This window comes from Oscillospiraceae bacterium MB08-C2-2, assembly GCA_035621215.1.
Taxonomy (GTDB): Bacteria; Bacillota; Clostridia; order Oscillospirales; family Ruminococcaceae; genus WRAV01.
This window is the reverse complement of record CP141729.1, coordinates 2,458,205-2,477,904: the sequence shown is the minus strand read 5'-3', so window position 1 is coordinate 2,477,904 and position 19,700 is coordinate 2,458,205. Positions and strand designations below refer to the sequence as shown.

The 19,700-nt window shown below is 54.9% G+C and carries 24 protein-coding genes and 1 pseudogene; all 25 read right to left on the bottom strand.

The window, feature by feature from the left end:
• Positions 1-88: 88 nt before the first annotated feature.
• The 25 genes and pseudogenes from pknB to U6B65_11005 all read right to left on the bottom strand — a co-directional run bounded on the left by pknB (position 89) and on the right by U6B65_11005 (position 19,639).
• Positions 89-2,020: a Stk1 family PASTA domain-containing Ser/Thr kinase gene (gene pknB, locus U6B65_11125; GenBank protein ID WRS26876.1), complete on the bottom strand. Its 1,932-nt coding sequence runs from the start codon at positions 2,018-2,020 to the stop codon at positions 89-91.
• 39 nt (positions 2,021-2,059) lie between these two features.
• Positions 2,060-2,800: a Stp1/IreP family PP2C-type Ser/Thr phosphatase gene (locus tag U6B65_11120; GenBank protein ID WRS26875.1), complete on the bottom strand. Its 741-nt coding sequence runs from the start codon at positions 2,798-2,800 to the stop codon at positions 2,060-2,062.
• Positions 2,793-3,845 carry a 23S rRNA (adenine(2503)-C(2))-methyltransferase RlmN gene (gene rlmN, locus U6B65_11115; GenBank protein WRS26874.1) on the bottom strand — a complete coding sequence of 351 codons (1,053 nt, stop codon included), beginning with the start codon at positions 3,843-3,845 and terminating at the stop codon, positions 2,793-2,795. Before rlmN ends, U6B65_11120 begins: the two co-directional genes overlap by 8 nt.
• Positions 3,845-5,164, bottom strand: a complete 1,320-nt coding sequence (gene rsmB, locus U6B65_11110; GenBank protein ID WRS26873.1) for a 16S rRNA (cytosine(967)-C(5))-methyltransferase RsmB — start codon at positions 5,162-5,164, stop codon at positions 3,845-3,847. Before rsmB ends, rlmN begins: the two co-directional genes overlap by 1 nt.
• Positions 5,165-5,308: 144 nt before the next feature.
• Positions 5,309-6,010, bottom strand: a complete 702-nt coding sequence (locus tag U6B65_11105; GenBank protein ID WRS26872.1) for a zinc metallopeptidase — start codon at positions 6,008-6,010, stop codon at positions 5,309-5,311.
• A 63-nt stretch (positions 6,011-6,073) separates the two neighbouring features.
• Positions 6,074-6,499 carry a VOC family protein gene (locus tag U6B65_11100; protein WRS26871.1) on the bottom strand — a complete coding sequence of 142 codons (426 nt, stop codon included), beginning with the start codon at positions 6,497-6,499 and terminating at the stop codon, positions 6,074-6,076.
• A 67-nt stretch (positions 6,500-6,566) separates the two neighbouring features.
• Entirely contained in the window at positions 6,567-7,835 is a 1,269-nt protein-coding gene (locus U6B65_11095; GenBank protein ID WRS26870.1) for a S8 family serine peptidase, read from the bottom strand.
• A 69-nt stretch (positions 7,836-7,904) separates the two neighbouring features.
• The gene (locus tag U6B65_11090) at positions 7,905-8,441 is read right to left on the bottom strand and encodes a histidine phosphatase family protein (GenBank protein WRS26869.1); all 537 of its coding nucleotides are present in this window, start codon (positions 8,439-8,441) and stop codon (positions 7,905-7,907) included.
• A gap of 203 nt (positions 8,442-8,644) precedes the next feature.
• A complete protein-coding gene (gene fmt, locus U6B65_11085; GenBank protein ID WRS26868.1) occupies positions 8,645-9,574 on the bottom strand; it encodes a methionyl-tRNA formyltransferase in 930 nt (309 codons plus the stop codon).
• 138 nt (positions 9,575-9,712) lie between these two features.
• Positions 9,713-10,156: pseudogene (gene def, locus U6B65_11080) on the bottom strand (peptide deformylase).
• Positions 10,157-10,203: 47 nt separating this feature from the next.
• The gene (priA, locus tag U6B65_11075; protein ID WRS26867.1) at positions 10,204-12,621 is read right to left on the bottom strand and encodes a primosomal protein N'; all 2,418 of its coding nucleotides are present in this window, start codon (positions 12,619-12,621) and stop codon (positions 10,204-10,206) included.
• A complete protein-coding gene (locus U6B65_11070) occupies positions 12,614-12,739 on the bottom strand; it encodes a hypothetical protein (protein ID WRS26866.1) in 126 nt (41 codons plus the stop codon). The genes priA and U6B65_11070 overlap by 8 nt, the downstream gene beginning before the upstream one ends.
• A gap of 30 nt (positions 12,740-12,769) precedes the next feature.
• Positions 12,770-12,964 carry a DNA-directed RNA polymerase subunit omega gene (gene rpoZ / locus U6B65_11065; protein WRS26865.1) on the bottom strand — a complete coding sequence of 65 codons (195 nt, stop codon included), beginning with the start codon at positions 12,962-12,964 and terminating at the stop codon, positions 12,770-12,772.
• Complete coding sequence (gmk, locus tag U6B65_11060) at positions 12,957-13,580, bottom strand: guanylate kinase (GenBank protein WRS26864.1); 624 nt, start codon at positions 13,578-13,580, stop codon at positions 12,957-12,959. Before gmk ends, rpoZ begins: the two co-directional genes overlap by 8 nt.
• Positions 13,573-13,803, bottom strand: coding sequence for a DUF370 domain-containing protein (locus tag U6B65_11055; protein WRS28944.1), 231 nt, complete (start codon positions 13,801-13,803; stop codon positions 13,573-13,575). The genes gmk and U6B65_11055 overlap by 8 nt, the downstream gene beginning before the upstream one ends.
• Positions 13,804-14,074: 271 nt before the next feature.
• Positions 14,075-15,028: a YicC/YloC family endoribonuclease gene (locus tag U6B65_11050; protein ID WRS26863.1), complete on the bottom strand. Its 954-nt coding sequence runs from the start codon at positions 15,026-15,028 to the stop codon at positions 14,075-14,077.
• A gap of 150 nt (positions 15,029-15,178) precedes the next feature.
• Positions 15,179-15,511 (bottom strand): hypothetical protein, encoded by a 333-nt coding sequence (locus U6B65_11045; GenBank protein WRS26862.1) that lies wholly within the window; start codon positions 15,509-15,511, stop codon positions 15,179-15,181.
• Positions 15,512-15,541: 30 nt separating this feature from the next.
• Positions 15,542-16,492 (bottom strand): hypothetical protein, encoded by a 951-nt coding sequence (locus U6B65_11040; protein ID WRS26861.1) that lies wholly within the window; start codon positions 16,490-16,492, stop codon positions 15,542-15,544.
• 3 nt (positions 16,493-16,495) lie between these two features.
• The gene (locus U6B65_11035; protein ID WRS26860.1) at positions 16,496-16,843 is read right to left on the bottom strand and encodes a hypothetical protein; all 348 of its coding nucleotides are present in this window, start codon (positions 16,841-16,843) and stop codon (positions 16,496-16,498) included.
• Between the two features lie 2 nt (positions 16,844-16,845).
• Positions 16,846-16,977, bottom strand: a complete 132-nt coding sequence (locus U6B65_11030; GenBank protein WRS26859.1) for a hypothetical protein — start codon at positions 16,975-16,977, stop codon at positions 16,846-16,848.
• Positions 16,978-16,997: 20 nt separating this feature from the next.
• The gene (locus U6B65_11025) at positions 16,998-17,378 is read right to left on the bottom strand and encodes a hypothetical protein (protein ID WRS26858.1); all 381 of its coding nucleotides are present in this window, start codon (positions 17,376-17,378) and stop codon (positions 16,998-17,000) included.
• A 32-nt stretch (positions 17,379-17,410) separates the two neighbouring features.
• Entirely contained in the window at positions 17,411-17,857 is a 447-nt protein-coding gene (locus U6B65_11020; GenBank protein WRS26857.1) for a hypothetical protein, read from the bottom strand.
• Positions 17,854-18,171, bottom strand: coding sequence for a hypothetical protein (locus tag U6B65_11015; GenBank protein WRS26856.1), 318 nt, complete (start codon positions 18,169-18,171; stop codon positions 17,854-17,856). The genes U6B65_11020 and U6B65_11015 overlap by 4 nt, the downstream gene beginning before the upstream one ends.
• The gene (locus tag U6B65_11010; protein ID WRS26855.1) at positions 18,164-18,529 is read right to left on the bottom strand and encodes a hypothetical protein; all 366 of its coding nucleotides are present in this window, start codon (positions 18,527-18,529) and stop codon (positions 18,164-18,166) included. The genes U6B65_11015 and U6B65_11010 overlap by 8 nt, the downstream gene beginning before the upstream one ends.
• A 102-nt stretch (positions 18,530-18,631) precedes the next feature.
• On the bottom strand, positions 18,632-19,639 hold the full coding sequence (locus tag U6B65_11005; GenBank protein ID WRS26854.1) for a phage major capsid protein: 1,008 nt from the start codon (positions 19,637-19,639) through the stop codon (positions 18,632-18,634).
• Positions 19,640-19,700: the final 61 nt, after the last annotated feature.

The window sequence follows — 19,700 nt, the reverse complement described above, 5'->3', positions numbered from 1 at the left end:
TATAAACGCTATGGGGGGCATCCCATGCCCCCCATACTTCCCTGGAGTGTTCCTCCAAGGTGTAACGTGTTGTTTTTTCCACAAGTATTTAGAAACGGTAGGAATAATCCTCCTGCTTCACAAAGGTTCCTTTTTCAAAATCCACTTTATATTCCTGATAGATTTCGCCATCCAGATAAATTTCCACAACGGCCGATTTGCCGCTGACCGGGATGGGGGGCTTCCACTCGGGAACCTGATCGGGGTTGAGGATTTCTTCCGCCACGGTTTCGCCATCCACTTTGGCCTTAACCACCATCATCATGTTAATGTTACGCGGCATATCCACTGTTATGGTTTGGCGGGAAGCACCGGAGCTGCCTTTGCACACCACCATATTCACAGCGGTGTTTTCCGGCTGGAGACTGCCGGGGGCAGGCTCTTGAGCCATAACCGTGTTGTCGGGGACATCGCCAGCTTCATAGGTGATGTTGCCCACCTTAAGCTTGTGCAGATCCAGCAGGCGCTGAGCGGCCTCCACGGTCATGCCGGTTACATCCGGCACCGTGCGCAAAATCTCCTGGGGGCCCATGCTTACATATACACTGACCGCTGTTCCCGAAGGAACGGAGGAATCCTTGGAGGGGTCGGTGTAAACCACGCTGCCTGCCGGAACATCATCGGAAAAGATTTTCTTTTCCTCGTATTCCAGCCCGTCCTCCCTGAGCTTGGCAAAGGTCTGCTGGGCATCCTTGCCGGCAAAGTTGGGCAGGGTGACCACACGCTGACCGGCGCTGACCACCACCTTGACCACCGAGCCGCTTTTAATGGTGCGCCCGGCTTTAGGCTCCTGCTCAATGATCACGCCACGGCCGTATTCATCACTATACTGAGGCTCCAGTGTTTCCACCTTAAAGCGGCGGTACTGGTCGTCCGACTGAACAGTATCGTATTTGAGCCCAACCAGATCGGGGAGGCGAACCTCCTCCACCTGTGCAAAGGGGTTGTTGATGTTGATCATGAGGGCGATGAAGGCCAAGGAGGCCAGAACAAAGGCAAAGGTGACGCCGGTCAGAATGGGAATATAGGGGGTGCGCCTGGATTGCTGGTACATGCTTTCCTCTTCTCTGCTGTGTTCAACGGCACGCTGGTATTTTTTCCTTTGGGCGGGGGAGCTTTCCGGCTCCATATATTTATAGGAAAAGTGAATGCCCGGGTCCTTTTTGAACTGTTCAATATCCTGTATCATTTCGGCGGCGGATTGATACCGCCGGGCGCTTTCCTTGCGCATGGCCCGGACTGTGATCTCCTCAAGGCCCTCGGGAATATCCGGGTTGATGGAGCGGGGCATCACCGCTTGTGTCTGAATCTGCTTGATGGCCACCGAAACCGGGGAATCCGCCTCAAAGGGGAGCTTTCCGGTGAGCATCTCAAAGAGCATGACACCCACGGAATAAATATCCGATTTTTCATCGGTGCTGTCTCCCATGGCCTGCTCGGGGCTGATATAGTGAACCGAACCGATGGCCCGGTCGGTGATGGTTTTGGATTCGCTGCGGGCAAACCGGGCGATGCCGAAATCGGTGACCTTGATGGTACCATCCGAGAGCATCATAATGTTCTGGGGCTTGATATCCCGGTGAACAATACCCTTATCGTGGGCGTGCTGGAGCGCCCGGAGAATCTGGAGGGTGAAGTGCACCGCCTCTTTCCAGCGGAGAACGCCCTGCTGGTCGATATAATCCTTGAGGGTGATGCCGTTGATATACTCCATGACAATGGAGTGCACCCGGTTGTTAAAGCTTACGTCATAGACCTTGACAATGTTGGGATGGGATAAAACGGCAATGGCCTTGCTCTCGTTTTTGAAGCGGCGGAGCAGTTCGGAATTATCGATGTATTCATCCCGGAGGATTTTAACAGCCACCACCCGGTCATCAATCACATCGTGGGCCCGGTAGACATTGGACATGCCCCCGGTTCCGATGAGCTCCTCTATCTCATAGCGGCCATCCAGCCGCTTGCCTACATATTTATCCATGTTGTGTAATTCCTCCCACAATCTGCGGCACGGCCCGCGCTACTGCGCAGCAACCTGCAGCACAACCGCCGTGATATTATCGGCGCCGCCCTGCTCGTTGGCCAGCCGGATTAGGCTGTCGACGCTTTTTTGCCGTACACATTCCCGCAGCAGGGGAACAAACCCGCCCTGCTCCACATAGTGATACAGGCCGTCGCTGCAAATAAGAACCATATCGCCTTCTTCAAGAGGACATTCCACAAAATCGGCATCCACCGATTCCGAAACGCCCACCGCACGGGTGATGTAATGGCGCTGAGGGTGATTTTCCACCTGCTCTTTGCTGATTTCGCCGATATCCAGCAGCATCTGCACCACGGTGTGGTCCCGGGTAATCTGGGTTTCGGCCTCGCCGCTGACCCGATAGACCCGGCTGTCGCCCACATAGCCAATAAAAAGGCTGCTGTTCCAGACAACGCCCAGCACCAATGTGGTGCCCATGCCTGAAAGGCCTTCGTCCTTGGAGGCGGCCTCAAAGACCAAGGCGTTGGCCCCGGCAATGGCTGAGCGCATAATGGAAAGGACAGACTGCTCCCCCTCGGCGCCCGGCAGGTCACGGGTGAGCATTTCGCTGATGCAGCTCACCGCTATAGAGCTGGCCACGCTGCCGCCGTTCTCGCCGCCCATACCATCGCAGACCACCATAAAGGCAAGGGCCTTCCCCAGTATTTTAAAGTCGTATTTATCCTGATTGGCTTTGCGCACACGCCCGGTGTGAGTGCCTCCCCATATGTTAATCAAGATAGCCTTCCTCCTTTTCGGCTTCCTCCCTGCGAAGCTGCCCGCAGGCAGCGCTGATATCCTTGCCCAGAGTTCGCCGGACCGTAGCGGTTATACCGCCTTGTTCAAGTACCTCCAAAAAACGCCTTACGGCATTTTGTCCGCTTTGCTGATAGCTTCGCTCCTTGACCGGGTTCACCGGAATCAGGTTCACATGGCTGCCCATACCCTTAAGCCGCAGTGCCAGCTCCTTTGCAAACAGAGGGGAATCGTTGACCCCGGAAATCAGCGCATATTCAAAGGAGATGCGCCGCCCGGTGGTCGCAAAGTAGCGGCGGCAGGCCGCCAGAAGGGTATCCATATCCCACTTGTTGGCAACCGGCATGGTTTTGCGGCGAATGTAATCGTTGGGTGCATGGAGCGAGATGGATAAGGTCAGGGGCAGCTTTTTTTCCGCCAGCCGGTCGATCTGATCCACCAGACCGCAGGTGGAAAGGGAAACGTGCCGCAGGCTCATGTTTAGCCCCTGGGGGTGGGAAAGCAGCTCCAAAAACCGCATGACATTATCAAAATTATCCAGCGGCTCCCCGATGCCCATGAGCACAATGCTATCCACTCTCCGGCCGCTCTCCCGCCCGGAGGTGTAAACCTGATCCAGCATTTCAGCCGGGGTCAGGTGGCGCACCAGCCCCCCCAAGGTGGAGGCGCAGAACCGGCAGCCCATGCGGCAGCCCAGCTGTGTGGAAATACACAGGCTGTTCCCATGCTTATATTCCATAAGCACACTTTCCACACTGCCCCCATCGGCAAGCCCATACAGGTATTTTACCGTACCATCTATGCCGGAAACAAGCCTTTTTTTGATATTTATGTAATTCAGGTGGCATTTTTCCTTCAAAGCCTCCCGAAAGGCGGCGGGAAGGTTGGTCATTTCATCAAAACTGCTCACCTGCTTTTGGTGAAGCCAGCTAAAGATCTGCCCGCCCCGAAAGGCAGGCTGGCCCATCTCGGTGCAAAGCTCTTTGATTTCTTCGAGGGTGCAGGATTTGATATCCAGTTTCTCCATTATGCCATCCTTTTCTTTAACACAGCGATAAAAAAGCCATCCGAATCCAGCTCGTGGGCAATCAGGCGGCTGGCGCCTCCACCCAAAGCCTCGGGCAGGGTATCCGACTCAAAATCCGGGTGCTCCGCCAAAAAGCGGTCCACAACCTCGGTATTCTCCTTGGGATTCAGGGTGCAGGTGGAATAAACCAGCCTTCCGCCCTCTTTAAGATAGTTTGCGGAGGTTTCCAATATTTTATACTGTATACTGGGTAAATTTTCAAATTCTTCCGGGTTTTTGTATTTAATTTCCGGCTTGCGGCGGATAACCCCCAGCCCGGAACAGGGAACATCGCACAAAATCCGGTCAAACTCCCCCATATTCAGCCCCGGCTGGGTGGCGTCTCCCTGCATGGCATAAATGCAGTCAAGGCCAAGGGCAGAGGCTCCCCGGCGAATCAGCTTGACCCGGTTTTCATGAACATCCATGGCCACAATGCGTCCGGTATCCTCCATCATTTGGGCGGCGGTGAAGGCTTTTCCGCCGGGGGCGGCGCAGACATCCAGCACCCGCTGATCTGGCTGTGCATCCAAGGCCAGCACGCAAAGCTGGGAGGATTTATCCTGTAAATGGAAAAATCCCTGTTCCCACTGGTTGGTATTTTGAAGGGACTTATGCCGTCCCACAGCCAGACAGTGCGGCACCAGCGGATCGGGAGCGGCGGGGATATCATCCTCCGCCAGCCACTGAATCAGCTCCGCATCGGTGGTGCGCTTGGTGTTCACCCGCAGATAGTTGGGGGAAACGGTCAGGGAATGCCGCAGAAAATCCTCGGCTCCTTTTTTGCCCAGCGCTTCTACATAAAGGCGGAGCATGGGGCGGGGGCAGGCGGTTTCCACCGAGAGGCGCTCCTCCCAACCCCCTTTCAGAGGCGGGAATGCCTTATCCGCCCGCAGATAACCCCGCAGAACCCCATTGACAAACCCGGAAAGCCGGGGATTAAAGGCCAGCCGTGGTGTTGCCTTAACCAGCCCCACTGCCTCGTTGACCGCCGCCGAATCAGGCGTATCCATATAGGCAAGCTGGTAAAGGGCACAGCGCAGAATGGCCCGAATCTCCGGCTCCATCTTGCCCACAGGCACCTTGCTGTAACCGCTCAGGATATGATCGAGGGTCAGTCGGCGCTCCAAAACGCCATAAAGCAGAGCCTGTGCAAAGGCTCTTTCTTGAGGGGAAGGGTTTTCTTCCTTGGCGTAGGCTTCCAGCACCAAGTTGGAATAGCTGCCTTGCTCCACTCGCATCAGGGCGTTGACGGCGGCTTGTCTGGGGGTGATTTTCATAGGCGTGGTTTCTCCTTGGGTGGTGTGTTTTTGAAAAAGTAAGGCTTGCGCCCTTGGCCCGGGGCAACGCCCCGGCGGCAAGTAAAACTTGCCGGTTTCAGCTCCGCTGAAACGCCAAGGGCCTCCGGCGATACAGAGCAGGCATTATCGCCGATTGTTCCGCCCGCTGCGGCCACGGGCAATGAGCACCAGCCGCAAAAGCTGCGCCAGAGCGGAAACCAGCGCCGCAACATAGGTGAGGGCCGCCGCCGTGAGAACCTTTTGGGCTCCCGGCTGTTGGGAAGGCTCCAAAAGCCCTTCCGATGCAATAACAGCCATAGCCCGGCGGCTGGCGTTAAACTCCACAGGCAGGGTAATGAGCTGAAAGATGGCTACAAGGGAATACCCCACCAAGCCAAGGTTAACCAGCCCGGGTAAATCAAAAAAGAACCCGACCAGCAAAATGGGTATTGCCAAAGTGGAGCCTATATTGGTCACTGGAACCGCCGCACTGCGCAGCTTAAGGGGAAAATATCCCTTAGCGTGCTGAATGGCATGCCCGCATTCATGGGCCGCTATCCCGGCGGCTGCCACCGTTGTGGCCCCGTATACCCCTTGGGAAAGGTTGACCACCCGGGTGGATGGGTTATAGTGATCGGAAAGCTGACCCTGCACAGCATTGACCCGCACATCATGGAGGCCGTTTGCATCCAGAATGCGCCGGGCAATCTGTGCACCGGTCATGCCGTTGCGGTTGGGTTCACCGCTGTATCGGGCATAGGCACTGCGCATAGCCCCCTGGGCCCACATGGCAAAAACCATGGCGGGGATAATCAGCACAAAAAAGTAGTAGTCGTAATAAAACAATGGTGGCTCTCCTTTCCGGGGTTATTCTTTCAATAAATCAGATGTATACCGTCTGGCATTCTTTTATAACAGTGCAAAACCGGGGCTTTCAAAAAGCGGCTCCATGGAGCACAGGCAAAAGGGATGCCCAGCGGGATCAAACAGCACTGTCCATCCTTCAGAAAACTGCTGCTCTGCCACAGTGGCCCCGCAGACAACCGCATGCTGAACCGCTTTTTCCAAATCATTCACAGCGAAATCCATATGGGCCATCTGCTGTTGGGCTTTCGGCTCTGCCGGCCATACAGGCGGCTCATATTCGTCGTTGCGCTGAAACGTGATCCCGGGATACCCTCCCTGCTGTGCCCCGGGGGCACCCGCAATGGCGAAATCCTCATTGTGAAACACAATTGCCCACTCAAGCAGAGCGGCATAGAATTTCGCCAACTCAAGGGGCTCCTTGCAATCCAGTGTAAAAGAGTACATTTTGATTTTCAGTTCAGTATCCATAATGACGAGCACCTCCGATAATATAAATGTTCTTGGGGTTCACCCCTTATTATAAACCTGCATTCACTCACGCAGTCAAGGCATCCACAACTTTTTGAGGATTGAGGATTTTGCCGAAAGTATACGCCTGCCCCTCGTGGGGAATGGATATGGTCTCGCCGGTTTGAAGGCACACTGCAACAAATTCATCTATGGTCATCTCCGGTTTTGCCTCTAAGCAGAGGGCATAAAAACCGGCAAGCCAAGGGGCAGTCCAGCTAACCCCACCGTTGGCGGAAAACTCATAAGACTTCTCGGAGTTTTGAGTCCATGAGGCATAGGTTCGGTTATCCTGCGGCACAATCAGCCTGTCTACCCGCTGGAATTCGTCGGGATGCTGCCAATAATAGTCCCGGTATTCAAAAGCGGGCATGCGTGACTGAGGGTCATTGGGATCAGAGGTCATTTCCCCGCCGCAGCCCAAAATATCAAAGCCGTGCATATCTGTATTCATGCAGATCACAAAGATGCCTTCCTTTTTTGCATCTGCAATGGCTTGCTCCATTTCCTTTGCGCCCTTTGTATCCTCTATATATCCGTTGGAAATGGATAACACACGGATTTTATCATCCTGAGGCAGCTGTTTATTGATCTCAATAAACCGATAAATCGCTCCGGCAATGGGGGTGAGATCATAGTCATCTGACCATGCGGTGGAAGCAATGTAATAAAGATCAGCCTTTGAGGCAACACCGGTGGTTTTTCCTACCGCTATGCTGGAAACAGCCGCGCCGTGCATCTGGGTAACGGGATCGGAGCATAGATATTCTTCATAGAACCGAAGCCGATCTTTATACTCAGTGTGCTCCTGATACAGTGCCTGATCAACAATAGCAATGTTAATCCCCTTGCCGGTCCAGCCCTGCTGATGCAGAGTACGAATGCCAAGGCCGGGGTCTTTCCCCCGCTCAATTATGCTTTTCGGGTCAAAGCCCGGCGGCAGCTCCTTGGGCCATACGGTGGCACTATCAAAGGAAATCTTCTCTATCTGCTCAGCGGGAATACCCGTTAGATCAAAGCCAGATACATCCCGGTGCCGAAAATCCAGCTGACCATATTTAAAAGCCTGCGTAACATCCTCCAAGGGCTCCCGCTTCCAAGGCCCAGCCGGAACCTGACGGGCAAGGAGCTTTTTGCCGCTTTGCAAACGGCTGATATCCACTTGAAGGGTCTGGGGCTGCTCATAGGCCTCAAAGTGCTCTCTTTCCCAATCATCCTCCTGTGCAGCACCGCAGCCGCTTAGGAGCAGACCGGCCACACACCCGAATATCACAAATTTAGAAAATACTTTTTTCACAATTGGCCTCCGTTTTGTGGAATCACCGGAAACATGTTTTTCGAGAACTTCCAACTCATTTTTCTTTGCTTATTTGCTTTCATCAAGAAGATCAAATGTTATAATTTCGCCATCTTGGGCAACCGCTTTGCTAAAATCATAATCCTTGGGCTTGCCGCTGAAATAATAGTTTATTACCCGTGCGTTGGCGGCGTGGGTAACAATCAAAATGTTTTGCCCACTGTATTCCTGCGCAATAAAGTCGCAGACATCACAGTTGCGATCCATAAAAGACTTAAAGCTTTCTGTGCCCTTATCGCCGGTCATAACAGCTTGCCAAAACAGCTTCATCGATTCGGGCGTTTCTTCTGTACCCTCAAATTCACCGCAATCTATTTCAGAAAGCCTTTGATCAAAAACGATATTGCCCTTATAAATAATTTCACAAGTCTGGCGGGTTCTTTGCTGGGGGCTGCAAAAGCACACATCAAAAGAAACGGCTTCCAACGCTTTGGCCTGCTGCTGCGCCTGGGTCACTCCCGTTTCATTCAACTGGGTTTCTGTGGTGCCGTTAAACTTTTTTAACCGGTTCCAATCCGTTTGGCCTTGACGCACAAGATATACCATAATGGGTTATCCTCCATTTTGTGAAATCACTGGAAATGTACTCTTATCAAACACTGTAAGCTTGTTTTTCTTTGCTTGTTTTTCTTTGCTTGTTTTTCTTTGCTTGTTTTTCTTTGCTTACTTTCTTTTCCCCAAAGGCTTTCGCCATCGGGTACAGTGCTAAAAATTTGCAGCAAGTGAAACCCGACGAGAGAGGCAACGCCTTACTTTCTTTTTTCCAAAAAGAAAGTAAGGCCGCTGCCATTGAGAAAGGCGGAGCCATCCATGGGTGGCTTGCCGGGCGGGCAAACCGTGAGAAGCTCCAAGGCTCCCTCCCCGCAGGCAATTACCAAGCGGCGCTTATCCAGCAAAGTTCCGGGCTTGCCGCTTTGCTGGGGCAAAACAGCCGAACGCAGCACCTTGAGCACCTTATCGCCGGAGCGTACAAAAGCGCCGGGAGAAGGGTTCAGCCCTCTGATCTGATTGTGCAGCTCACGGGCGGGCTTTGAAAAATCCAGCTCCCCCATTTCCTTTTGCAGCATGGAGGCATAGGTGATGCCTTCCTGAGGCTGTGGAAAGCGAGGGCAGTTCCCGGCCTCCAGCTTGTCCAGCGTTTGGCTAAGCAGAGCGGCTCCTATGGGAGCAAGGCGCTCAAACAGCTCACCGGCGGTTTCCTCAGGGTCAATGGGGGTTTCTTCGGTCAGGAGGATATCCCCTGTATCCATCCCCGCATCCATGGCCATGGTGGCCACACCGGTTTTTTCATCCCCTGCCAGTATGCTCCACTGAATGGGAGCGGCCCCCCGCCACCGGGGCAGCAGAGAAGCGTGAACATTGACACAGCCCAAGGGTGGAAGCTCCAATATATCCCCCGGCAGAATCCGCCCATAGGCCACCACTGCAATGACATCGGGGGCGAGCTCCTTTAATAGCTCCAAGGCTTTGCCATCCCGCAGGGCGGTGGGCTGGTAAACCGGGATTTCATGCGCAAGGGCCAGCTCCTTGACCGGGGGAGGTGCCAGCTTATGCCCCCGCCCCTTGGGCCGGTCCGGCTGGGAAAAAACCCCAACAACCTCCCGGCCCTCCTCCAGCAGACGTGCCAGACAGGTGGCGGCAAAATCCGGTGTTCCCATAAAAACAATTCGCAGACCCATTGGCAATATACTCCTTTTTAAGTCCAATTTAGAGCGTTGCGGGCAACCGAAAAATTACCGGCTGGTTCCGGTGCTTCTTCCCCGCCCTTGTGCCCCGTTGCCGGGCTCCACCCGGTGAGGCCTGACACGCTGAGGCTGGTTATTTTTGATATGATCCTTAAAAACAATGCCATCCAAGTGGTCGATTTCATGGCAGAAGGCTCTGGCCAGCAGGTCCTCGCCTTCCATGGTGAAAAGATCACCGGAGCGATTCTGGGCCTGAACCTTCACCCTCTTGGGGCGCTCCACCATGCCATACTGCTGGGGGAAGGAAAGGCACCCCTCGTGATCCAAAACCTTTTCCTCCGAGGCCTCCAGAATCACGGGATTCACCAGCTCAATAATCCCCTGCCCCACATCGATTACCACCACCCGGCGGAGCATGCCCACCTGAACAGCGGCAAGGCCCACACCATCGGCCATGTGCAGCGTTTCCGCCATATCCTGCAAAAGGCTATGGAGACGTTTATCAAAAACTGTTACCTCACGGCTCTTTTTGCGGAGAATGGGGTCTCCGTCCTTCACTATGTTGCGCAAAGCCATCTTCTATTCCTCCCATTCGGGTCACAGGCCGGCTATAAGAACCGGCGTTACATTTTATCGTAATACATATCTATGAATATGCTCACTGTTTTGCTCTCTTTTCCGAACCATTCCTGCAATCCGCTCAAAAGCTGTCTTGTAGCACGGTTGGCGGCGCATTTCACCACCAGCTTATAGCGGTATTTGCCCGCTATCTTCAAGGTATCACAGGGGGCGGGGCCCAGCACCCGCACCGGAAGGCCCGGGTAATCCGCACCGGCAACCTGCGTGAACTTCTCCAAAAAGCGGCGGGACCAATGCATTACCTGGTCCAGCTCCCGGCCCACAAAGCCGATGCCTGCCAGTTGGCAGAATGGCGGGTAAAGGTGAATTCGTCGGCTGAGGATTTCCTCCTCAAAAAAGCTGCGGTAATCCTGTATGGCGGCCAGCTCGATGATGCGGTTATCCGGGGTAAAAGTCTGGATAAAGGCCCGGCCGGGCAGCTCTCCCCGGCCGCAGCGGCCCACCACTTGGGTAAGCAGGCTGAAGGAGCGCTCAAAGCTGCGGAAATCCCCGGAAAAAAGGGATTGATCAGCAGAAACTACCCCCACCAGCGTCACCCGGGGGAAGTTGAGCCCCTTGGCAACCATCTGGGTGCCGATCATGATATCATACTCCCCGGCGGCAAAAGCACCGAAAAGCTTCTCGTGGGAAAACCGCTGCATGGTGGTATCCACATCGATGCGCAGAATCCGGGCGTTGGGGCAAAGGGCGGCCACTTCTTCCTCCAGCCGTTGGGTTCCTACGCCGGAAAACCGCACCAGCTCACTGCCGCAATGGGAGCAAGCCGCCTCCCGAGGTTGAGAATAACCACAGTAGTGGCACAGCAGCTTTTGGTTGGCCGTGTGGTAGGTGAGGGAAACCGAGCAGTTGGGGCATTCGGCCGCCTTGCCGCAGGAGGAGCATTTGATCACCGTGGAATACCCCCGGCGGTTGAGCAGCAGAATGGACTGCTCGCCCCTTTGCAGATTGTATTGCAGCTCCTCCGCCAGCACACCGCTGATGGAGGGGGAACCGGTGAGATTCTGGGAATCTCCCATATCTACAATGTATACATCAGGAAGGCGCTCCTGATGGAAGCGGCCCTCCAGTGTTACCAAATGATAATCCCCCTTGCGGGCTTTATAATAGCTTTCCACCGAAGGGGTAGCGGAAGAAAGCAGCAGCATGGCTTTGTGGTGGCGGCAGCGCACCAGCGCCACATCTCTTGCGTGAAAGCGGGGGCTTCGGTCGGATTTATAGGTGTGCTCCTGCTCTTCATCGATCACCATGAGGCCGATTTTATCCAGCGGCGCAAAGACCGCCGAACGGGTTCCCACGGCAATCTGGGCTTCTCCCTGCTGGAGGCGCTTCCATTCATCCATGCGCTCCCCAAGAGAAAGGCCGCTGTGCAGAACCGCCACCCTTGCGCCAAAGCGCCGGTGGAAGCTATCAATCACCTGCGCTGTCAGCGAAATTTCCGGCACCATAATCACCACGGTGCGCCCCTGTGCCAGAACATGCTCACACAAATGCAGAAAAACCTGTGTCTTGCCGCTGCCGGTGACACCATAAAGAAGAGCGGTAACCGCATCCCCTTTCTGGCAAAGGGCACTAAGCTCCTCATAGGCGGCTTGCTGGGAGGGGGAAAGCAGCACAGCCTGCTCGGTGGCGGCGGCCGCCTCATAAGGGTTGCGGAAGGTTTCCCGCCAGTAATATTCCACGGCCCCCAGCTTTTGGAGCTTATCCGGCACCACCCGGGTCACCCCGGTGTAGTAGCAGATCTCCTTGAGGGAGGCGGTTTCGTTTTCTTCCAGAAAATCCAGCACAGCCTGCTGCTTTTTGGTAAAGGAAGGGGGATCATCCTCTTTTTGGGTGAGTCGAACCATACAGACCTTTTCATCCTGTATTTTCTGCTTGAGAAGCTGCTCCCTGACCACTGCGCCGGTTTCCAGAAGCTCAATCAGCTCGGGGGAATCCACCGCCAGCCCGGCAGCCGCCAAAAAGGTTTCTTGGGTAATTCCGGCGGTTTTCGCCGCCAGATAAGCAAGTGCGGCGGTTTGGGCGGGGCTCCACTGCCTCGGGGGCGGCTCCCCCAGCCGGTAAAGGTTGTGAAGCGCCACGGCAACGCCGGAGGGAATCAACAGGCGAACCGCATCAAAATAGGTGCAAAAAGTGGTTTCCCGCAGATAATGCACCAGCCCCAGCATTTCCGCAGAAAGCAGGGGCTTTTCATCAATCAGTTCCGCCACCGGCTTGAGGCGTCCCCGATCGGGGGCTTCCTCCACCGCCAGAACCACCCCGGTGCAGACCCGGTTGCCCCGGCCAAAAGGAACCCGAACCCGGCAGCCCGGCTGCACCGGGAGGGGCTCGGGAATCAGGTAGCTGTAGGCCTTATCAAAGTGATAGGCGGTGTTTTCAATGGCCACTGCGGCGATTTTATACAAGGCTTGCCTCCCGAAAAATGGGTGTGAAAAAGCTGCTGACCAGCGGCCGTGTTGCGGCCACCGATGATACAGACTGTTTTTTAGGAGCAAAAAGGGGCCTGCCGCTGTGAACACTCACCCGGAAAAGCCCCCCAGACGGCATAACTGCTTAGATCATATCGCTGACCTTAATCTTGCCCGCTGCAAATTCCTCCACAGCCAGCTTTACCGGCTTTTCAACAAGGTAGATTCCTTCGTTTTCGGATTGATCCGCAATATCCCTCGCCCTTTGGGCCACTGCCACAACAAATTCATAATAGCTGTCGTTTACACTGATAATTTGGTTCATGGAGGGTCTAAGCATGGGTGATTACCTCTTTCAGTAATTGATCGATAATTGGCTTTTTGTAGGAAAGGGTGCATTTTGCCGCCCGCACCACAGCGGTTAAATCCGCAGCTGCCTCGCAGAGATTTTCATTGACAATAACATAGTCATAGGAGCCCAGCTGCGCAAGCTCAAAGGTGGCGGTTTGAAGGCGCTTCTTGAGCATTTCTTCATCCTCGGTTTTGCGGTTGGTCAGGCGCTGAACCAGCACCTCCATGGAGGGAGGTGCCAGAAAAACAAACAGAGCATCGGGGAAATCCTTTTTGATCTGCAAGGCTCCCTGCACCTCTATTTTCAGGATGACGCTTTTGCCCCGGGCCAGCTCCTGTTCCACTGTATGCCGGGGGGTGCCATAAAAATTCCCGGAATATTCGGCCCATTCCAGCATTTGGCCGGCCTCAATCATCCCTTTAAATTCTTCCCGGGAGACAAAGTGGTATTCACGCCCGTTCACCTCAGTGGCTCGGGGCGGCCGGGTGGTGGCGGAAACCGAAAGGGCACAATCCGGGTTATCCTCCAGAAATTCGCCTAAGAGGGCATCCTTGCCCACGCCGGAGGGGCCGGAAAGCACGATAAGCAGGCCGGGATCAATCATCCTCTACCTCCTCGTCATCGTCATCAATAATGCGGTTGGCCACCGTTTCCGGCTGAACCGCTGAAAGAATCACATGATCGGAATCGGTGATGATCACCGCCCGGGTGCGTCTGCCATAGGTTGCGTCAATCAGTGCACCCTTATCCCGAGCCTCCTGAATAATTCTTTTAATGGGGGCCGATTCGGGACTGACTATGGCAATCAGCCGGTTAGCCGATACCATATTGCCAAAGCCAATGTTAATAAGTTTCAAGGATAATCCTCCTAGCCCTTACGGTATTTTAAAGATGTCCCGGTGAGACTATTCAATCAGACTGTAACATATTTGTTGCTAAATGAAAGGCCTTGTGGTCTCAGTTGGGAATTCTGACCCACTCGAATTGATTTCGACCCATGAATTCCTCTTTTTTTGCGCCTAAGAAGCGCAATCCGGGGGGCTTGTGTGGGGGTATTGGATACCCTCCCACAGCGAGGCAGACCTTTGTCAGCACCCGCTATTCAATATTTTGGATTTGCTCTCGGATTTTCTCGATTTCGGATTTAATTTCCACCACCCATTTGGCAACGGAAATATCCTGTGCCTTGGAGCCGATGGTGTTGGCCTCCCGGTTCATTTCTTGAACCACAAAATCCAGTTTGCGGCCGATAGGCTCTTTGGAATCCAGCATTTCCCGCATTTGGCCAAGATGGCTGCGCAGGCGGACTGTTTCTTCCGCCACTGCTATTTTCTCGGCAAAAACAGCGGCCTCCTGCAAAATGCGGCTTTCCTCAACCCGGGCATCGGCCAGAACCTCGGCCATTTTGGCATACAGGCGGCTACGGTATTCCTCAAGGGTCTGGGGGCTGCGCTGTTCCACCTGGGCCACATATTCCTCAATGGTATCCAGCCGCTGGGTGATATCCTGCCCCAGCTTTTCGCCCTCCAGAGCCCGCATGGCATTGTAGGCGGCCAAGGCCGCCAAGCCAGCTTCCTCCACCGCCGCCCAAATCTCGCCTTCGTTTTCGGGGGCTTTTTTGATGAGGAAAATATCGTGGAAACGGGCAACGGCACTCAGGGAAAGATCGTCCCGAAGCCCCAGTTCTTCGCCCACCTTGCGCAGGGCGCTTACATAGGAGCCGGCCAGCTCACGGTCAATCTCAACATCCGTTCCCGAGCCTTCCACCAGCGAGATGGAAACGCTCACATCCACCTTACCTCTGGAAACACTCTGGCGAACAAGGCCCTTGAGCTTTTCCTCCAAATAGCCGTAGCTTCTGGGAATGCGGGGGCTGTATTCAAAAAAGCGGTGGTTCACCGATTTAACTTCCACCAGCAGCTCCCGGCCATTCTTTATAAGCTGGGCTCTTCCGTATCCGGTCATACTGTTCATAAATCGTTCCTTTTCGACTGCCTCCGGCACAGGGAAAAGCGCTCTCCGAAGCCGAATGACAGAGGCCTTTGCTGACATTCCATATGTCTCTACATCATACTATTTTGGCTGGGTTTTGTCAATGGATAGGCCCCGGCAGATCTAATGCCGGCGGCATAAAAAAAGAACAGGGCACCTTCCCCACTTGGGGAAAATTTCCTGTTCTTCGCAAGGCTCAAAGCCTATTGCTTAAAGAATCTTGCCCTGTGCGCTGATTCGCAGACCGTTGATGACCACCTCACCGTTGCTTTTCAGGTGGATATACGCACCGCTCTTGGCCCTCAGGCGCAGCTCACCTTCCGCAAGCCCGGTGGTATCACAGGGCGCACCCAAGCAAAGATTCACCCCATCCACCGGCAGAATCAGCATTTTATCGCTGCTTTTGGGGAGGTAATCAATGCCGGCCGGCGCAAACATGCGGGCATGGGCATAAGAAGAAACCCCCACCGGCGTGGTACTGCTCAGCATATGACCCACCAGCGGGGCCTCTGTGGTTTTGGCGGTTTTGCCATAAAGCTTCATTGTATGGTTCCTCCTTTGACGACTTCTTACTTAGCTGTAAAGGCTGCTGATCAGGTTCAAAACAGTTGTGGCGCCCTCCTTGCCAAAGCGGTGGGTTACCTGATAGACCTGCAAATTTTCCAGCACCACAACGCTATCCCGCACCCGGACCGCATCCCCCGGAGCCGCCTGCACATAGCCGGGCAGCACCGCCCGGACTGTTTCCTTTTCCAGCATGGCCCGGCGGATTTTTTCCTGCCCCTCCCACCGGGGGCTCATGGAATAATCGGTGAGGGGCACCATATAGCGCTTGCGGTCTGCAAGGCCGCCCGGGTTATCGTAGTTGATCACCCGGGTGGAATAGGCACCGCTGTTATCCCGCAGATAAACCTCCGAAATTATTTTGCTGTTGCGGTTTTCCCGGGTCAGGCTGATAAAACGCTGCCCAGTGGCCCGGGAATTGGAAAGGGTGATGGTCTCCTGCCCCGGGGGATTGCCCACCACAATGGTGCCGCCCTGCATATAAAGGCTTTCCTGAAAGGCCAGCTGGGCATAACCGGCCATGGCCTCCCACTCGCTGATGCCCCGGGGAATGTTGTAAAAATTCAGCCTGCCGTTGCCCCCTGTACGCAGGAGGGTAAAGCCATAGGGCTGGGCGCACCGTTGGGAAAGGGTCAGCAGCGTGGGGGAAGAAAGCTCCCCGGGCTTTGCCTGATTATCCAGCAGAACCGCCTCCCGGGAACGGGCCTCCAGCTCCAGAAAAGCCCCGCTCTTTCCATAAACAAAGCGCTGGGTATCCACCTTTCCGGCAAACAGCTCCTCCTGCCCATCATACAGCCACACCTCCGAAAGCTCCTCCGGCATTTCCTTGCAGGATAAAACAAGGCGCAGGCTGGCGGCGGGGCTATCCAGCCCCCGGAGCAGCTCGGCAGAAACAAAGCCCTCCAGCTCGGCTGTCTCCTGAAAATCCCACAGGGTTCTGGTTACTCGAATGTCCGCCATGGTTTATCCCTCCACCAAAACCAACGTGTAGGGGATGATTTTACCATCCCCCTCCGCCTGTATTTCCAGTTGGGCGGCATAGGCATTCACCGTTCCCATACCCGGCAGCCGCAGGGTAAACAGCCCCTTGCGGCACTGCTGGCGAAGGCTTTCCAGCAGAGTTTGGGTCTGCTGGGCGCTTGTGCCGCACATTCGGCCCTTACAGGTGATTTTCCGGGCCTTATGCCCCATCCACTGCACTTGCTCACCCACACCCGGCAGAAAGTGCACCGCCAGCTGCTCCCCCTCCTGCAACAGAATGGATTCGGGGTTGTGGGGGAATTCAAAATCCCCCAGCTTCATTTTTTCCATCCTCAGTCCTCCCCTTCAAAGTCGGTGGGGAGCCGCCTTGCCAGAAAATCCAGCTGGCGGCTCAGCCGCTCCACCAGCGCCTCCTCTTCAAAAGGCAGTTCCTGTAAGGAGTACTGTTCCAATAGATCCTGCATCCTTGTTCCCCTCCAATCTCTTAAACGGCCATTTCCCGGCAGGAGGCGGCCAGCACCACGATCTTTTCGGCCAAGCCTCCCTCCAGCCCAGCCGTTTCGGTCAGCTCCTTCCAGCAGCAGCCCTCATACAAGAGGGTTTTTCCCGGACGCCTGACTTCCACCTGAAAATCCGAAAGACCGCTAAAATCCACACCATCACTAAAACCGGGGTTCAGCCGCAGCCGATGCAGTTCCAGTGTGTAAGTCTTGGGGCCACAGCCGATTTTAGCAGGCTGTTCCTCCCCGTATGCCCAGACAATCATCGGCTCCCGGCTGATTTTGCAGCTGTAGCTTTGAACGGCGGCCATCACAAGGCCCCCGGCCCGCAGGGTAATTTCCTCGCCCGATACCCGATAGCCCACAGGCTATCCCCCTTTCTTTTCTTGGCACCCCATTATCCCTGTGCCCATCCAAATTCCACCTGCACCCGCACAGGCAGGCGGTTGGCTCCTGCCTCCGGGTCAAAAAAGATTTTTCCCGCTGTGATGCTTCTGACCGCAACCGGGCATTCCGGCAGAAGAAGCACGCTGCGCAGCTCATCAAAATAAAAGGAGCACCGGTTCCCTGAGTGGCGGGGCGCTGCAAAAATCTCCAGAATCAGCGTTCCCCGAACAGTCTTACCGGTAATGGGCTGGCCGGTGCTATTCGCCGCCGCATAGCCGCCCAGCCCGCCGGGGAGAACCTCCAGCCGCTCCACTGAAATCACAATCTGCGATTCCTTTTGAGGCCCCGCCATGGAATAGCTTGGATACTCCATAACAAAAAGCACACTGCGCCCCATTGAAGAACTATCCAGCCAGTTAAAGAGGCTGGTTTTCATTTCCACAACACCGTCTATCATGGCGTATCCTCCACCCAGCTTTCCAGCTCGGCTGTCAGAAAGGCGGTTTTACCAAAGGCTTGCATACGCTTGATATGAGTCACTGCGTATTCCCGCTCCTTATAAAAAATCACATCCCGGGGAAGAAGCCCCAGACCCACCGGGTCGGCGGTATAAAGACGGTATTCCCCACTTCTGCGGCCAATGAGGGTGTATTTCTCCTGCCTGCCCGTGTTTGTCTGTACGCTGGCGGTAAAGGTCTGCCGCTGGCTGCCCCGCTGTAGGATGCAAAGGGCGCCGGTCAGCCCCAAGGCGGCTTTGATTTTTTCAAGCATGGGTTTCCTCCTGTTCCGCCCCACCGGTCAGGCGGAAGGCAATGCTTTCGGGAACCAGACAATAGGCAACCTGTTCCAGAAAATGCTGTGCCAGCCGCCGGGCCTCCTCCGCCGCACTTTCCCCGGAAAGCTTGACGGTAACATCCCCCACCCGGGCCTCCTGCACCCCTTGGGTATCGGAGCCTTTCATCAGAGTATAATCCCGAAAGGCCATAGCACCCGCCGCCAGCAAAAGCCCCTCTAAGCAGGCCGCTGTGTCTGTCTGGGGGCGAATGCGTCTGGTAATGGCCGCCTTTGCCCCGGCGCAAAGGTAAAGCCACGCGGCACCTTCCTCCCGGGTCATGCCGGAAAGCTGCAAAAAATTTCTTCAATCCGCTGGATATCCAGCATTCTTTTCACCTCCTGAATGGGTCAAAAGAGCCGGGGAAAGGGTTCTTCCCCCGGCTCTGCCCAATGTATTCTAAGATTTGAGCTTGAGCGCCTGCACAGCCTCGGGAAAAATCTTGGAGAAGCCCACAATGGAGGTAATGGCCGCCCGCTCCAGCTGGGTGTTGATCAGCTTATCGTGTTCCACCGTAACGCCCCCGGCGCAGACCATTTCCAAGGCATAGCGCTTATCCAGCCCGATGACGGTACCGGCGGGCACTGCACTGCATTTGATCAGCCTTGCCCCCAGCGGTGTGCTCAAGGTGCCGGTGCCTTGGAAGTTCAGGCCGGTCTGCGGGTTCTGGAACTCGGGAATCCCCAGCATTTTCACCACCATATCGGGGGAAGCCAGCAGAGTATTCAGCTCAAAGTTTTCGTATTTCGCCCAAAGTCTGATTAAATCCTGATAGGTAAGGATTCCCGCTGCGGCTGTCTGGGTAACAGCGGCGGCATCGGAATGACCATCGCCATCCAGCAGGGTTTTAATGGCCTTGGCAAGCTGACTGCGCACCATCTGATCGCCGGACTGGCTCAAAGCCACGCTAAAGAGATCAATGCGCTGGAATTTAATGGCCTCGTAGGAGGCGGAAAGCAAGCAACCATACTTGGAAAGCCGCACCAAATCTTCTTTGAGGGAGATCACCGATTCCGGAAGCTCTGCGCCCTCAGCCACTGGCTGGGTTCCCGAAACGGCACACTTGGTCAGGATAGAGCGGTAATCCAAAGCGTTGATGTCGGTGCGGGCGGCAATAATCTGCTCAAGAATGCTGTTTTCTCTGGCACCCTGCCCAACGGCCCGGGCCACATATTCGGGGAACAGGGCCGCACTATCGCCAGTGGAGAAAAACTTGGCTACAATGTCACTGGCCGGGCCGCTGACCTTGATATCAAACCGCTTAAGCTGGCGCTGAAAGGCATCCAGCCCTTCCAGCTGGGTTCCGGCATACTGGCTGGTGGGATCGAGCCGCTCCAACTGAGCGCTAAAGCCGCCTGCACTTTTGTAAAAGCCTTTGTCAATTTTTACATTTTCGTAATTTGCCATGTTTGTACCCTCCGTTGTTTAATGGTGTAAGTGCTTATGATCGTATGCAAAGAGTAAAATT

Excerpts from the sequence above, each read along its gene's own strand:
- U6B65_11050 (WRS26863.1), bottom strand. The coding sequence starts at position 15,028 with ATGTCAGCAAAGGCCTCTGTCATTCGGCTTCGGAGAGCGCTTTTCCCT.
- U6B65_11045 (WRS26862.1), bottom strand. The coding sequence starts at position 15,511 with ATGAAGCTTTATGGCAAAACCGCCAAAACCACAGAGGCCCCGCTGGTG.
- U6B65_11030 (WRS26859.1), bottom strand. The coding sequence starts at position 16,977 with ATGCAGGATCTATTGGAACAGTACTCCTTACAGGAACTGCCTTTTGAA.
- gmk (WRS26864.1), bottom strand. The coding sequence starts at position 13,580 with ATGATTGATCCCGGCCTGCTTATCGTGCTTTCCGGCCCCTCCGGCGTG.
- rlmN (WRS26874.1), bottom strand. The coding sequence starts at position 3,845 with ATGGAGAAACTGGATATCAAATCCTGCACCCTCGAAGAAATCAAAGAG.
- U6B65_11100 (WRS26871.1), bottom strand. The coding sequence starts at position 6,499 with ATGGATACTGAACTGAAAATCAAAATGTACTCTTTTACACTGGATTGC.
- fmt (WRS26868.1), bottom strand. The coding sequence starts at position 9,574 with ATGGGTCTGCGAATTGTTTTTATGGGAACACCGGATTTTGCCGCCACC.
- U6B65_11015 (WRS26856.1), bottom strand. The coding sequence starts at position 18,171 with ATGCTTGAAAAAATCAAAGCCGCCTTGGGGCTGACCGGCGCCCTTTGC.
- pknB (WRS26876.1), bottom strand. The coding sequence starts at position 2,020 with ATGGATAAATATGTAGGCAAGCGGCTGGATGGCCGCTATGAGATAGAG.
- U6B65_11055 (WRS28944.1), bottom strand. The coding sequence starts at position 13,803 with ATGGTATCGGCTAACCGGCTGATTGCCATAGTCAGTCCCGAATCGGCC.
- U6B65_11090 (WRS26869.1), bottom strand. The coding sequence starts at position 8,441 with ATGGTATATCTTGTGCGTCAAGGCCAAACGGATTGGAACCGGTTAAAA.
- U6B65_11020 (WRS26857.1), bottom strand. The coding sequence starts at position 17,857 with ATGATAGACGGTGTTGTGGAAATGAAAACCAGCCTCTTTAACTGGCTG.
- U6B65_11005 (WRS26854.1), bottom strand. The coding sequence starts at position 19,639 with ATGGCAAATTACGAAAATGTAAAAATTGACAAAGGCTTTTACAAAAGT.
- U6B65_11040 (WRS26861.1), bottom strand. The coding sequence starts at position 16,492 with ATGGCGGACATTCGAGTAACCAGAACCCTGTGGGATTTTCAGGAGACA.
- rpoZ (WRS26865.1), bottom strand. The coding sequence starts at position 12,964 with ATGCTTAGACCCTCCATGAACCAAATTATCAGTGTAAACGACAGCTAT.
- rsmB (WRS26873.1), bottom strand. The coding sequence starts at position 5,164 with ATGAAAATCACCCCCAGACAAGCCGCCGTCAACGCCCTGATGCGAGTG.
- U6B65_11035 (WRS26860.1), bottom strand. The coding sequence starts at position 16,843 with ATGGAAAAAATGAAGCTGGGGGATTTTGAATTCCCCCACAACCCCGAA.